At 71.7% G+C, this 13,260-nt stretch carries 11 protein-coding genes; 8 read left to right on the top strand and 3 right to left on the bottom strand.

Annotated elements, in window-relative coordinates:
• Nucleotides 1-111: 111 nt before the first annotated feature.
• From ABD284_RS16885 to ABD284_RS16860, 6 genes are all read left to right on the top strand, one after another.
• Complete coding sequence (locus ABD284_RS16885; RefSeq protein WP_344144480.1) at nt 112-699, top strand: RNA polymerase sigma factor; 588 nt, start codon at nt 112-114, stop codon at nt 697-699.
• Nucleotides 700-827: 128 nt separating this feature from the next.
• A complete protein-coding gene (locus ABD284_RS16880) occupies nt 828-1,589 on the top strand; it encodes an isoprenyl transferase (protein WP_344144478.1) in 762 nt (253 codons plus the stop codon).
• A 375-nt stretch (nt 1,590-1,964) separates the two neighbouring features.
• Nucleotides 1,965-3,233 carry an RNA 5'-3' helicase PhoH2 gene (gene phoH2, locus ABD284_RS16875; RefSeq protein WP_344144626.1) on the top strand — a complete coding sequence of 423 codons (1,269 nt, stop codon included), beginning with the start codon at nt 1,965-1,967 and terminating at the stop codon, nt 3,231-3,233.
• 232 nt (nt 3,234-3,465) lie between these two features.
• Nucleotides 3,466-5,034 (top strand): alkaline phosphatase D family protein, encoded by a 1,569-nt coding sequence (locus ABD284_RS16870; RefSeq protein WP_344144476.1) that lies wholly within the window; start codon nt 3,466-3,468, stop codon nt 5,032-5,034.
• A 160-nt stretch (nt 5,035-5,194) separates the two neighbouring features.
• Nucleotides 5,195-5,410 carry a hypothetical protein gene (locus ABD284_RS16865; RefSeq protein ID WP_344144474.1) on the top strand — a complete coding sequence of 72 codons (216 nt, stop codon included), beginning with the start codon at nt 5,195-5,197 and terminating at the stop codon, nt 5,408-5,410.
• 447 nt (nt 5,411-5,857) lie between these two features.
• Complete coding sequence (locus ABD284_RS16860; RefSeq protein ID WP_344144624.1) at nt 5,858-6,514, top strand: aggregation-promoting factor C-terminal-like domain-containing protein; 657 nt, start codon at nt 5,858-5,860, stop codon at nt 6,512-6,514.
• Nucleotides 6,515-6,692: 178 nt separating this feature from the next.
• On the opposite strand, the gene ABD284_RS16855 is transcribed toward ABD284_RS16860, so the two are convergent.
• On the bottom strand, nt 6,693-8,081 hold the full coding sequence (locus tag ABD284_RS16855; protein ID WP_344144472.1) for a class II fumarate hydratase: 1,389 nt from the start codon (nt 8,079-8,081) through the stop codon (nt 6,693-6,695).
• A gap of 198 nt (nt 8,082-8,279) precedes the next feature.
• Between ABD284_RS16855 and ABD284_RS16850 the strand changes: the two genes are divergently transcribed.
• Nucleotides 8,280-9,347, top strand: coding sequence for an ABC transporter ATP-binding protein (locus ABD284_RS16850; protein ID WP_344144470.1), 1,068 nt, complete (start codon nt 8,280-8,282; stop codon nt 9,345-9,347).
• On the top strand, nt 9,344-10,168 hold the full coding sequence (locus ABD284_RS16845; protein ID WP_344144468.1) for an ABC transporter permease: 825 nt from the start codon (nt 9,344-9,346) through the stop codon (nt 10,166-10,168). Before ABD284_RS16850 ends, ABD284_RS16845 begins: the two co-directional genes overlap by 4 nt.
• A gap of 319 nt (nt 10,169-10,487) precedes the next feature.
• Here the strand turns inward: ABD284_RS16845 and ABD284_RS16840 are convergent, their stop codons facing one another.
• Nucleotides 10,488-11,981, bottom strand: coding sequence for a hypothetical protein (locus ABD284_RS16840; RefSeq protein WP_344144465.1), 1,494 nt, complete (start codon nt 11,979-11,981; stop codon nt 10,488-10,490).
• A gap of 206 nt (nt 11,982-12,187) precedes the next feature.
• Entirely contained in the window at nt 12,188-13,219 is a 1,032-nt protein-coding gene (gene glpX / locus ABD284_RS16835) for a class II fructose-bisphosphatase (protein ID WP_344144463.1), read from the bottom strand.
• Nucleotides 13,220-13,260: the final 41 nt, after the last annotated feature.

The raw sequence follows: 13,260 nt of genomic DNA, 5'->3' as shown, positions 1-13,260 counted from the left end.
CGCGGAGCCGCCGGGCGCATGTACGCGTCGAAAGGGGATGTGAACCTCATAGTGGGGGATGGACGTGTAACACGTGTAGAGGGCATTCGTTCTCGCAGGGAGCTGGCAGCCGTGGAAAACAGTGACAAGGGCCCCACCACCCGCCGGTCGGCCGCCCGGGTCGACGACTCCCTTGAGGAGCTTGCGCTTCGGGCGCGCGACGGCGACTCGGCGGCCCTGGACGACCTGCTCCGCAGGATCCAGCCGGAGGTGCTGCGCCGGTGCGCGCGCTTCCTCCCGTACCGCCAGGACGCCGAGGAGGCCTGCCAGGACGCGCTGCTGCGCGTCGCCCGCAACATCGGCGGCTTCAAGGGCGATTCGCTCTTCACCACGTGGCTGTATACGGTGGTTTCGAACTCGGCGCGGCAGACCTACCGGTCGATGAAGCGGCGCTCCGCGGAGATGCCGACTGAGGCCGACCGCATCCCGAACCAGCGCGACCCCCGCACCACGAGCGTGATCGCGGGTTCCCGGATCGACCTGCTGGAGGCCCTCGACCAGCTTGAGCGGGACCGCCCCAACCTGGTCGCCCCTCTGGTGCTGCGCGACCTCTGCCAGATGGACTACAAGGAGATCGCCGACGAACTCGATCTCGCCTTGGGCACGGTGAAGTCCCGCATCCACGAAGGGCGCAAGCACGTCCGAGCGTCGCTGCAGTGACGGAATCCGGCGAATCGCCCTAGGCTGGACATGTTGGCGCGCAAGCTCGAGGTCGCTGCGCCGGAGTGCGGTGACATGGACGGGCGCGCCCGCGCCTGTCCCCCGAACGCGGCGAAAGGGAGCGTCCCATGGGGCTCCGTGACCCCCTGTACTGGCTGTACGAGCGCAGGCTGGAGCGTTCGCTCGGCACCTTCGAGATCCCGCGCCACGTCGGCGTCGTGCTGGACGGCAACCGCCGGTGGGCGCGGATCAGCGGTCTCGACAGCGTGCAGGCGGGCCACCAGGCGGGGGCCGAGAAGATCTTCGAGCTGCTGGGCTGGTGCGACGAGGTCGGCGTGCAGGTCGTCACGCTGTGGCTGCTGTCCACCGACAACCTCACGCGCCCCCGCGAGGAGCTCGAACCCCTGCTGGGGATCATCGAGGACACGGTCTCGCGCCTGCGCCGCGAAGGCTGGAACGTCAACCCCATGGGCGCCCTCGACCTGCTGCCCGACTCCACCGCGCGGGTGATGAAAGAGGCGCACGCGGCCACATCCGGAAACTCCGGCCTGATTGTGAATGTTGCGGTCGGGTATGGAGGAAGGCGTGAGATCGCTGATGCGGTTAGGTCGCTCCTCGTCGCCGAGGCGGCCAAGGGCACCAGTCTCGAAGAGCTCGCCGAGCGACTCGACCTGGAGCACATCGCCGAGCATCTCTACACGCGTGGCCAGCCCGACCCGGACCTTCTCATCCGGACCTCGGGCGAGCAGCGACTCTCCGGATTCATGCTCTGGCAGAGCGCACAGGCGGAGTTCTACTTCTGCGAGGTCTTCTGGCCGGCCTTCCGGAAGGTGGACTTCCTGCGTGCGCTGCGTGCCTATGGCGCACGCAACCGGCGCTTCGGCACCTGAGCCGCCCCCGCGTCGGGCAGGCCGCACCGCCCCGCGCCCGGAACGGAGGAGAACCCGCGTAACGGGGCGTTCACATGCCGTGCGGCCCGGGGGCCTTGCTCTTTGCCCGCAGCCGGGTACCGTCGAATCAAGTGGGCGGTGCGTACCCGCTCACTCGGGAGGCCCCGAGCGTTTGAGGTCCTGGCCAGTGAAGGAACTCATGGTGACGAGGGCCGGTCCCGGCCCTTGCGGGGCTGGTCCCGGTCCTTGGTATCCCGTGAGACCAGGGCGCCCAGTCGCGCCCAAAGGGGAGAACGAGTGGCTAGTTCCTCGACCCACCTCCGTGCCGACGAAACTCCCGACCCAGCCGAGCGAGGAGGCGAGCGGCGCACCTATGTGCTGGACACGAGCGTGCTGCTGGCCGATCCCGCCTCGATCGGCCGGTTCGCCGAGCACGCGGTGGTCCTGCCCATAGTCGTCATAACCGAGCTGGAGAGTAAGCGACACCACCCCGAACTGGGGTATTTCGCCCGTGAGGCCCTTCGCCGGTTGGACGGCCTCCGCCGCGAGAACGGCGGCCTCGACGCCGACGTCCCGGTGAACAACGAGGGCGGGACACTGCGGGTGGAGCTCAACCACAGCGACCCTTCGGTGCTTCCGGCGGGGTTCCGACTCGGTGACAACGACACCCGCATCCTCACTGTCGCCTCCAACCTGCGGGCCGAGGGCGGCGACATCGTCCTGGTCAGCAAGGATCTGCCGATGCGGATCAAGGCGTCCTCCATCGGGCTCGCGGCCGACGAATACCGCGCCGAGCTGCCCATCGAGCACGGGTGGACCGGGATGGCGGAACTGGAGGTCCCCGCGCACGAGGTATCGGCGCTGTTCGAAGGCGACGGCACCGCCGACATCGAGGCGGCACGCGATCTGCCCTGCCACACCGGGCTCGTACTGGTGTCCGAGCGCGGCAAGGCCCTGGGGCGCGTGCTCCCCGACAAGTCGGTCAAGGTCGTCAAGGGCGACCGCGACGTCTTCGGGCTGCACGGGCGCAGCGCCGAGCAGCGCATCGCGCTCGACCTGCTCACCGACCCCGAGGTCGGCATCGTCTCCCTGGGCGGCCGGGCCGGCACCGGCAAGTCCGCACTCGCGCTGTGCGCGGGCCTGGAGGCCGTGCTGGAGCGCGGCCAGCACCGCAAGGTGATGGTCTTCCGGCCGATGTACGCGGTGGGCGGCCAGGACCTGGGCTACCTCCCCGGTACCGAGAACGAGAAGATGTCGCCCTGGTCCCAGGCGGTCCACGACACCCTCTCCGCGGTCACCACGCAGGACGTCGTCGACGAGGTGGTCGACCGCGGAATGCTGGAGGTCCTGCCGCTGACCCACATCCGCGGGCGCTCGCTGCACGACGCGTTCGTCATCGTCGACGAGGCGCAGTCGCTGGAGCGCGGCGTGCTGCTCACGGTGCTGTCGCGGCTGGGCGAGAACTCGCGGGTGGTGCTCACCCACGACATCGCTCAGAGCGACAACCTGCGGGTGGGGCGCTACGACGGCGTGGTCGCCGTGGTCGAGAAACTCAAGGGCCACCCGCTGTTCTCCCACATCACCCTCACGCGCTCCGAGCGGTCCCCGATCGCCGCGCTGGTGACCGAGATGCTGGAGGGCTGAGCCTCCGCCGACCGCGCCGCCTCCGGCACCGGCCCGGGGCGGCGCGGTCGCCTGTCTCCCGGCGGTGACGCCGACGCTCCGCTGCGCAGGGCGCCGGCGGTGCCGCCGCACGGGGGTGCGGAGGAGATTCGCGGCGGATCGGCGGCGTTAATGCGGAGTTCGCCGTCCTCCTGCGCCGGTGCGATAGAACCCAATGGCGACCTTGCCGTCCCACCCCCGCAGGAGGCATGCCATGCCGTCGTCCCCCGATCCCTCCCGAATCCCCTCCGCCCCCGCGCCCGCGCGGCGCCGGGTGCTGGGCTACGGCGCCGTCGGCCTGGGCGCCGCGGCGCTCGGCGGAATACCGGCCGCGGCCCCCGCGCTCGCCCGCGGCCGCAACAGGCCGAAGCTGACCCACGGGCTGCAGTTCGGCGACCCCCGGCACGACGGCGCCGTGGTCTGGACCCGCGCCGACCGGCCCGCGCGCATGGTCGTCGAGGTCTCCGACCGCCCCGACTTCAGGCACTCCAGGACCCTGCGCGGGCCCGTGCTGACCCCCGGCGCGGACGGCACCGGGCGCGTGCGCATCCGCGGCCTGAAGCCCGGCGCCCAGGCGTACGTGCGCGTCCACGCCGAGTCGGGGCGCAACGACAGCGGGGTGCTGGAAGGGTCCTTCCGCACGCCGGGCGGCGGCGAGCCGACCAGGTTCGTGTGGTCGGGCGACGTCGCCGGCCAGGGCTGGGGCGTCAACCCCGACATCGGCGGCATGCCGGCCTTCACCGCCATGGCCGAGCGCCGCCCCGACTTCTTCCTGCACAGCGGCGACGTCTGCTACGCCGACACGCCGCTGCAGGAGCGCGTGGAGCTTCCGGACGGCCGCGTCTGGCGCAACGTGGTCACCGAGGCCAAGTCCAAGGTGGCCGAGTCCCTGGACGAGTTCCGCGGCCAGTACGCCTACAACCTGCTCGACGAGTCGCTGCGCGGTCTGGCCGCCCGTGTCCCGCAGATCGTGCAGTGGGACGACCACGAGGTCGTCAACAACTGGTACCCGGGCGAGATCCTCGACGACGACCGCTACCGGGTGCGCGAGGTGGACACCCTGGCCCGCCGGGCGCACCGGGCGTTCCACGAGTGGCAGCCGATCGTGCCCGCCGAGGCGGTCGACGGCCGGATCTACCGCCGGATCGGCTACGGGCCCGACCTGGACGTCTTCGTCATCGACATGCGCCCCTACCGCGACCCCAACTCCGCCGGCACCGACCGCTTCGAGAGGATCCTCGGCCGGCGCCAGGCCGACTGGCTGGTGGACGGCCTGGCGCGCTCGGAGGCGACGTGGAAGGTCGTCGCCTCCGACATGCCGATCGGCCTGGTCGTGCCCGACGGCGAGGCGATCGAGGGCGTGGCCAACGGCGCCGGCGGCCGCCCGCGGGGACGCGAGTCCGAGCTGGAGCGCGTGCTGCACGGCCTGCACCGCCGCGGCGTGCGCGACGTCGTGTGGCTGACCGCCGACGTGCACTACACGGCGGCGCACCACTACGCGCCGGAGCGCGCCACGGCCCGGGAGTTCTCGCCGTTCTGGGAGTTCGTCTCCGGACCGCTGCACGCCGGCGCGTTCGGGCCCAACGACCTCGATCCCACGTTCGGCCCCGAGGTAGTGTTCCAGCACGCGCCCCCGCAGGCGAACGCATCGCCGATGGAGGGCTTCCAGCACTTCGGCGAGGTCGAGATCGACCCCGGGGGCAAGGACCTCACCGTGACCTTGCGCGACGGCGCGGGCAGCGCGCTGTGGGCCAAGACCCTGACGCCCGAGGGCCGCGGATAGCCGCTCCGGGCGGGCCGGCCGCACGCACACGCGGCCGGCCCGCGCCGGGCCGTGGTCGCGGGCCCGCGCGCGTCGCCGGCTCCGGGGTCCGCCCGGCCCGAGGCGGGGTGGACGGTGTCCCGGGGCTGTGGGAAGCTACAGCCGTTTCGGGAGGGGCCCAATGGACACACCGACACGGGAATGCTGCGCGCTCACCGACTGCCCGTGGTGCGGCCGCACCGACCTCGTGTGCCACTACTGCGACGGCCGCGGCCGGTGGTCGCCCGAGCGTCCCGTGACCGACGGCAACGGGATGATCACCTGGGCGCGGGCGGAGGAGCAGTGCCGTATGTGCGCCGGAACCGGCAAGGAGCACCGGCACCTGCCGCTCGACTGAGACCGGGGCCGCCTCGGCGGGCGTGCGCGCGCCGGGCCGGGCACGGTGGCCGATCGCACTCCGGTTACGTACGGTAGTGGTTTCCTGCGCGCATTCCGTCGCGTGCACGGATCACCGCAGTCGACCGGGATTGACGGAGCAACGCATGCCTTTTTCGGGATTTGCCCGGATAACCGTGTGCAATGTGAACTAGGTCATAGCGCAAACCGTGTTACGCGGTCGTGATCATGCGGCAGGGTGGGTCCCGTTGTGAATTAGGAGCCCTTGGGGCGCGTGTGACGGTTCTTTGACTCCCGGCCTCCACGCGGTCTTCTCCCCGGGCGAGACCGGCCGGCGTTCCGCACGAAGCACGTCTCGCTCTCCCCGTTCCCGAATTCAGCGGAGACCCAGGGCACAAGCTCGTGCGCGCACGCATCGCCGGGTGCGCGACTGGCGAAAGGGCGATTGTTGCTACTCAACCGGATCTCGTTGCGAGTCGCCTCTGCGGTCGGCTCCGCAGCGGTGGTCGCAGGCGCGGCGTTCGCTGTCACAGCGTTCGCCGATCAGGGGGGCGGCCCCCAGGAGAGCGCCTCGGTGGTGGTCCCCAAGGCGACCAGCGACCCGCAGCGGTTCTTCGCGGCGGAGCAGGTCTCCGACCAGGAGCTGAAGCAGCAGCGGGACGAGGTGCGCGACCGCCTCTCCGACGTCACCGGCGCGGTGAACGGCTCGGCGACGACCAAGGAGAAGAAGAAGGAGGAGGAGCCCGAGGAACCGGACGACTCCGGGTCGGGCGGCTCCGGATCCGGCGGCGGATCGGCTCCCACGGGCGACCCCAAGTCCATCGCCCAGTCCATGCTCGGCGACTACGGGTGGAGCGCCGACCAGTTCTCCTGCCTCGAACCCCTGTGGGAAAAGGAGAGCGGCTGGGACCACACCGCGCAGAACCCCAGTTCCGGCGCCTACGGCATCCCGCAGGCCCTGCCGGGAAGCAAGATGGCCTCCGCCGGCGACGACTGGCAGACCAACCCCGCCACCCAGATCGAGTGGGGACTGGGCTACATCGACGACCGCTACGGCTCCCCGTGCGAGGCCTGGAACCACTCCCAGGCCAACGGCTGGTACTAGACCGGCCCGGGCCGGGAGCGGGCCCCTCTGGGCCGCCTCCCGGCCGCACCCGCGGCCCCGGGCATCCTTCTCGCCCGGGGCCGCAGCCGTGTCCGGGGCCGGTCCCCGCTTCGCACCGGGGCCGACACAGCGCCGCCGCGCCCCGGCTGCGGGACGCGGCGGCGCGGGTTCCGCCGACCTACTGCGAGTTGGTCATCCGCAGCACGTCCAGGGCCTCGTCGAGCTGGGCCTCGGTGAGCCTGCCGTCGGCGATGTAGCCGCGCTCCAGCACGACCTCGCGGATGGTCTTGCGCTCGGTCAGGGACTGCTTGGCGACCTTGGCCGCCTCCTCGTAGCCGATGTAGCGGTTGAGCGGTGTCACGACCGAGGGGGAGGACTCGGCGTACTCGCGGCAGCGGTCCTCGTCGGCCTCGATGCCCGCGACGCAGCGGTCGGCGAAGACCCGCGAGACGTTGGCCAGCAGCCGGATCGACTCCAGCACGTTGCGCGCGATCATCGGCAGCTGCACGTTGAGCTCGAAGTTGCCGGCCGACCCGCCGAAGGAGACGGCGGCGTCGTTGCCGACCACCTGGGAGGACACCTGAAGCATGGCTTCGCACAGCACCGGGTTGACCTTGCCCGGCATGATCGAGGAGCCGGGCTGGAGGTCCGGCAGCCGGATCTCGCTGAGGCCGGTGCGCGGCCCCGAGCCCATCCACCGGATGTCGTTGGCGATCTTCACGTAGCCCACCGCGACGGTGCGCAACTGACCCGACAGCTCCACCAGGCCGTCCCGTGCGCCCTGCGCCTCGAAGTGGTCGCGGGCCTCGGTCAGCGGCAGGCCGGTGGCCGAGGCGATCTCGGCGATCACCTTGGCGGCGAAGCCCTCGGGGGTGTTGATGCCGGTGCCCACGGCGGTCCCGCCCAGGGGCAGCTCGGCGACGCGCGGCAGGCTCGCCTCGAGCCGCTCGACGCCGTTGCGCACCTGAGCCGCGTAGCCGGCGAACTCCTGGCCCAGGGTGACCGGCGTGGCGTCCATCAGGTGGGTGCGCCCGCTCTTGACGACGGTGGAGAACTCCTCCGCCTTGGCGCTGAACGCGTCCTCCAGGTGCCGCAAGGCGGGGATGAGGTCGTTCACCACGGCCGAGACGGCGGCGATGTGGATCGACGACGGGTAGACGTCGTTGGAGGACTGCGAGGCGTTGACGTGGTCGTTGGGATGGACGGCGGCGCCCGAGCGCTCGCTCGCCAGCGTTGCGACCACCTCGTTGGTGTTCATGTTGCTCGACGTGCCCGAGCCCGTCTGGAACACGTCGATGGGGAACTCCGCGTTCCACTTGCCCTCGGCGACCTCCAGCGCGGCCTCGCGGATCGCCTTGCCGAACTCCTCGGGGATCACCCCCAGCTCCGTGTTCACCTTCGCCGCCGCGGCCTTGATGTGGCCGAGGGCGGCGACGTTGGCGTGCTCGAGACCCTGCCCGGAGATCGGGAAGTTCTCCACCGCGCGCTGCGTCTGCGCACGCCACTTGGCCTCGGCGGGGACCCTGACCTCGCCCATCGAGTCGTGCTCGATGCGGAAATCGCCCATCGTTGAATCACACCTCATGACACGTCCGGGAAACCTGCTCCCAAGAGTGCCAGATTCGCTCCCGGGTCCGGTCGGCAACCCCGCACCGCCTGCGGCTTCGCACCGCCCGGCCGCGGCGGGGGGCGCGGCCGGGCGCCCGCCGTCCCCGGCCGGGAAAAGGAGTGGATATCCCGCGCGCGGCGCTTCTACGGTTATCCCATGTCGCTACCGGGACACCGCTCGTCTCTGGGCCCTGCCGAACCATCCGGACCGGACGGTTCCGAGGGTCCCTCCGACCATTCCCACTCCGCCCGCACCGCCGGTCCGGACCTCGACCGCGCCGCCGGCGCCGCTCCGGCCGGCGGCGGTGATCCGGGTGCCGCTCCCGCCATCCGGCTGCGCGACGTCGTCAAGCGGTTCGGCTCCTTCGCCGCGGTCGACGGGCTGAACCTCGACGTTCCCGCCGGAACCGTATTCGGGCTGCTCGGCCCCAACGGCGCGGGCAAGTCCACCACCATGAAGATGCTCACCGCGCAGAGCCGCGCCGACTCCGGCGAGATCACCGTCCTGGACCATCCGATACCGCGCGCCTCGAAGCTCGCGCGAGCCGAAATGGGCGTCGTACCCCAGCACGACAACCTCGACGAAGAGCTGACCGTCCGCGAGAACCTGGAGGTCTTCACACACCTGTACCGGGTGCCGCGGGCGAGCCGGGCCGAGGCCGTCGACCGCGCCCTGCACCTGGCCCACCTCGCGGACCGCCCGGACCTGCGCGCCGACAAGCTCTCCGGCGGAATGCGCCGCCGCCTGCTGATCGTCCGCGGGCTGGTGCACCGCCCGCGCCTGGTGCTGCTGGACGAGCCCACCGTCGGGCTCGACCCCCAGGTGCGCCAGGAGCTGTGGGGGCTGATCACGGCGCTGCGCGCCGAGGGCGTAACGGTGCTGATGTCCACCCACTACATCGAGGAGGCCGAGCGCCTCGCCGACGTCGTGGCGCTCATGGCCAAGGGCCGGGTGGTCGCCCGCGGCGTCCCCGCCGACCTCATCGCCCGCTACGCGGGCTCGACCGTCGAGGAGTTCCCCCTGGAGCCGGGGGCGCGGGCCGACGAGATCGAAGGGCGCATCGCCGCCGCGGGCCTGGCCACCCGGCGCACCGGCGCCACCCTGTCCGTGCTGTGCGCCGACGAGATCCCCGATTCGCTGCGCGACTCGCTGGGCCGCGGCAGCGCCCGCGCGGGAAACCTCGAGGACGTGTTCGTCACCCTGACCGGGGAGCGTGTGGAATGAGTGTGGACACCAGGACCGCGAGAGGGGCCGCGGCCCCCGCCGCGCAGGCGCCGCCGGGGCGGTTCGAGCTCGCGCCGATCGCGGGCGTGCTGGCCCGCGAGTGGGCGCTGTACCGGCGCAGCTGGAAGCCCACCACCTTCGCCGCCGTCGTCGAGCCGATCCTCATGCTGCTGGCGTTCGGCGTCGGCCTGGGCTCACTGGTGGGCGCGATCCGCGGATACGACTACATCCACTTCCTGGGCACCGGGATCGTCGCCACCTCGGTGCTGTTCACCTCGATGTTCCCGGGGCTGATCGACACCTATGTGCGCCGGGTCTTCCAGCACACCTACGACGGCATGCTGGCCGCGCCCGTCGACGTGCGCGAGCTCGTCACCGGCGAGGCCAGCTGGATCGCCTGCAAGTCGGGCATCTACGGCTGCGCCCCGCTGCTGGTGGCGATCGGGTTCGGGCTGCCCGCGTCGTGGGCGATGCTGCTGGTGCCGGTCATCACGTTCGTCACCGGGTTCGGGTTCGCGCTGACCGGGATCTGGATGTCGGCGGCGGTGCCCTCCATCAAGACGATGGACTACATCATCTCCGGGGTCATCACGCCGCTGTTCCTCATCGCCGGCACGTTCTTCCCCATCGAGACGCTGCCCTCGTGGGCGCAGGTCGCCGCTAAGATCAACCCGTTGTACCACTGCGTGGAACTGGTGCGCGGCACCGCGTTCGGCACCGACGTCGGCACCGCCGCGGGCCACTTCGCCGCGCTGGCCGCATTCGTCGTGGTCGTGTGGTGCCTGGCGGTGTTCCAGATGCGCCGCAAGCTGATCGACTGAGGAGCACCGCGCCGCGCCGTCGCCGGTGGGTTCCCGGCCGCGGTCTGGGGTCAGGGACGCACAGGAACCCACCGGAGGACGGGCTCCGGCGCAGGGCGTATTGACGGGCCGCTGTCCTCCTGCGCGGCGCCCCGGCACCGCTCTCGCCGCGTTCTCCTCCGTCGGCAGGGGAGACCCGCCCCGACTTTCTCCCCGGCCGTGCGAGAGCGGCACCGGTCCCTTGCGCAGCGCCCCGCGCCGGAAGAGCGGCGCTTCGCGCCTCGGGCGCGGGGCGCACGCGAGTGCGCCGCCCGCTGCGGACGGACCCGGCGAACACGCCCTAACCGCCGCCGTTGGGTGCCCAGCGGGCCCGCATCGACATGGTCTCGGCGTCGAAGGTCACCGACGCCCCGACCGCGCCCCACTGCTCGGGCGCGCTCTCCTCGGCGCTCTCGGCGACCGGCCGCAGGTCCAGGTACATGCCCATGTGGGCGGACTCGGTGCCGGCCATCGTCTGCTTGAACACGGCGTCGTCGCCCAGCCGCCCTGTGCCGGTCGTGCCCGAGGTAGCGACGGTCACCGACCCCTCGCTGGTGACGCCGGGAGGCGTGGTGTAGGAGTTCTCCCACATGGTGTCGATCGCGTTCTGCACCGCCTGGGAGTCGGCGCCCTCGGCGCGGTACTGCAGCGACGGCGGCCCGGTGGCGCCGCCGAAGAACTCGTCGACCGACCCGCCGAGGTCGGTGATGCCCAGTGCGGTGCGCTCGCCCAGCAGGCTGGTGAGCCCGTCCGGCATGGTCAGGCCGAGCTCCGACATCAGGTCCTCGAGGTCGGAGAGCTCTTCGGGGTTCTGCTCGTAGGCCTGGCCCATCATGTCGGCGGCACCGCTGCCGCCGACGGCGAAGACGGTGTCGTCGGGCAGGTCGCCCATCAGCTGCAGGCCGGGGTCGGGCAGGTCGTAGTCGGCCGTGGAGACGCCGTCGACGGTCAGCCCGAAGGTGTCGCCGCGCACCTCCATGTACTCCGGCTCGATGCGCAGGCCGACCGCCATGCGCCCGCTCACGTCCTCGTACTGGCCCAGCGACTCCATCGGGTCCGGCTGCTGCACACCGCCGTACTCGTCGAGGCCGTAGCCGCCCGTGCCCGAACCGGAGTCCTCGGCGGCGGTCGAGGCCAGCTGCCCCAGGTCCATCCACGCCGAGGCGACGTTCTCCGTGCCGATCGCCTCCATGTCCTGGTTGTAGGTGTCCAGGTCCTCCAGGCTCCCCTCCGACTCGACCTGGGACTCGAGGTCGCTCAGGGCGGCGGAGTTGGGCGCGAGGATCGCGAAGTCGTCGCGCACGTCGAAGGCCGTGTCCTCGTCTGTGGCGCTGCGGATCTCGTCGAGGGCGGCCTCGGCGGCCTCCTCGTCCTCGGCCTCGATGGCGATCGCCATGGTGGTGCCGCCGCTCTCGGTGGCGGCCTCCTCGCTGTCGGGAACCCACATCGCGAACCCGAAGTGCCGACCCAGCCAGGGCTCGAAGTCCTCCTCGTAGGACATGCCGTCCAGGCCCGCCTCGTCGATGTAGGAGTCGACGAGCTCCTTGGCGGGATCGGCGTCGGGGTCGATCTCGTCGCGCATGGAGTCGGGCAGCCGGTTCACGAACTGCGTGTAGCCGGCCAGTTGGCCTCCGCTGGGCCGGAGGTCCAGCTTGGCGAAGGCGATCGAGGACCCGGGCAGCACCGACTCGGGCTGGGCGCCGACGAAGACGTTCTGGGCGACCGACGTGGCCGCCCACACGGTGCCGGCCATCATGACGACGCCCAGCCCCGCCGCCACCGGAACCATCCACATGCGGTTCGACCGCCGCGGCGCACCGGGCGCCGGCGTATAACCCGTCCCGGCCGGGGGAGGCGGGTACTGGCCGCCGGGCGGGCCCGGGGCTCCCCACGGCGGCTGGTTGGGGGGATCAGGGTAGGACATCGAACCTCCGCAGCGACGCACTTATCCGATACGAAGGTACCAATGCGCAATCGCCGCATTGCGGCCGATCGGGGAGGTCACGGCGGGGTTGCGGCCGATGCGAAGTCCACTCCGCTGGCTGCGGCGAGCTTGGCCAGCCGGTGCTCGCTGCGCACCTGGCGGACCGTGCCGGTGCGACCCCGCATGACCAGGGAGTCCGTCATCGCGCCCCCGGCCTCGTAGCGCACGCCGCCCACCAGTTCGCCGTCGGTGATGCCGGTCGCGGCGAAGAACACGTCCTCGGACGCGACCAGGTCGTCGGTGGTCAGCACCTGCTCCGGATCGTGGCCGGCGTCGCGGGCCCGGCCGCGCTCGGCGTCGTCGGTTGGCCACAACCGGCCTTGGATGACGCCGCCCAGGCACTTCATGGCGCAGGCCGCGATGATCCCCTCGGGCGTACCGCCGATCCCCAGCAGCAAGTCCACGCCGGTGTTGGCGCGTGCCGCCATGATGGCGCCCGCCACGTCGCCGTCGGTGATGAACTTGATCCGCGCGCCGGCCTCGCGGACCTCCCGCACGATCTCCTGGTGGCGCGGGCGGTCCAGGATCACCACGGTCACGTCCTGGGCGGTCACGCCCTTGGCGCGGGCCACCGCCCGTACGTTGTCGCCGATGGGCGCGGTGATGTCGACGGCGGCCGCCGCCTCCGGGCCGGTGGCCAGCTTCTCCATGTAGAACACCGCGGAGGGGTCGAACATCGAGTGCCGCGGCGCCACGGCCAGCACCGAGATGGCGTTGGGCATGCCCATCGCGGTCAGCCGGGTGCCGTCGATGGGGTCGACCGCCACGTCGCAGTCGGGGCCGCCGCCGTCGCCGACGGACTCGCCGTTGAAGAGCATTGGGGCGTTGTCCTTCTCGCCCTCGCCGATCACCACCGTGCCGTGCATCGACACCGTGCTGATCATGTGCCGCATACCGCGCACCGCGACGCCGTCGGCGCCGTTCTTGTCGCCCCGGCCCACCCAGCGGGCGGCGGCGAGCGCGGCGGACTCGGTGACCCGGACCAGCTCCAGCGCCAGGTTGCGGTCGGGTGCCCCGGGCGACTCCGGCGGGGTGGTGGGAACGCTCATCTGTCAACCCTTCCAAGCCGGCTGCGCGCGCCACCTGGGCG

Origin of the sequence: Streptomonospora arabica, assembly GCF_039531585.1 — a bacterium.
GTDB classification, from domain to species: domain Bacteria; phylum Actinomycetota; class Actinomycetes; order Streptosporangiales; family Streptosporangiaceae; genus Streptomonospora; species Streptomonospora halophila.
The sequence above is the reverse complement of the archived record's forward strand: the minus strand, read 5'-3'. Positions and strand labels throughout refer to the sequence as shown.

What these genes read in the sequence shown, in the direction of transcription:
- ABD284_RS16880 (WP_344144478.1), top strand. Translation starts at nt 828, where the DNA reads ATGGGGCTCCGTGACCCCCTGTACTGGCTGTACGAGCGCAGGCTGGAG.
- ABD284_RS16870 (WP_344144476.1), top strand. Translation starts at nt 3,466, where the DNA reads ATGCCGTCGTCCCCCGATCCCTCCCGAATCCCCTCCGCCCCCGCGCCC.
- ABD284_RS16865 (WP_344144474.1), top strand. Translation starts at nt 5,195, where the DNA reads ATGGACACACCGACACGGGAATGCTGCGCGCTCACCGACTGCCCGTGG.
- ABD284_RS16855 (WP_344144472.1), bottom strand. Translation starts at nt 8,081, where the DNA reads ATGGGCGATTTCCGCATCGAGCACGACTCGATGGGCGAGGTCAGGGTC.
- ABD284_RS16850 (WP_344144470.1), top strand. Translation starts at nt 8,280, where the DNA reads ATGTCGCTACCGGGACACCGCTCGTCTCTGGGCCCTGCCGAACCATCC.
- ABD284_RS16845 (WP_344144468.1), top strand. Translation starts at nt 9,344, where the DNA reads ATGAGTGTGGACACCAGGACCGCGAGAGGGGCCGCGGCCCCCGCCGCG.
- ABD284_RS16840 (WP_344144465.1), bottom strand. Translation starts at nt 11,981, where the DNA reads ATGTGGATGGTTCCGGTGGCGGCGGGGCTGGGCGTCGTCATGATGGCC.
- glpX (WP_344144463.1), bottom strand. Translation starts at nt 13,219, where the DNA reads ATGAGCGTTCCCACCACCCCGCCGGAGTCGCCCGGGGCACCCGACCGC.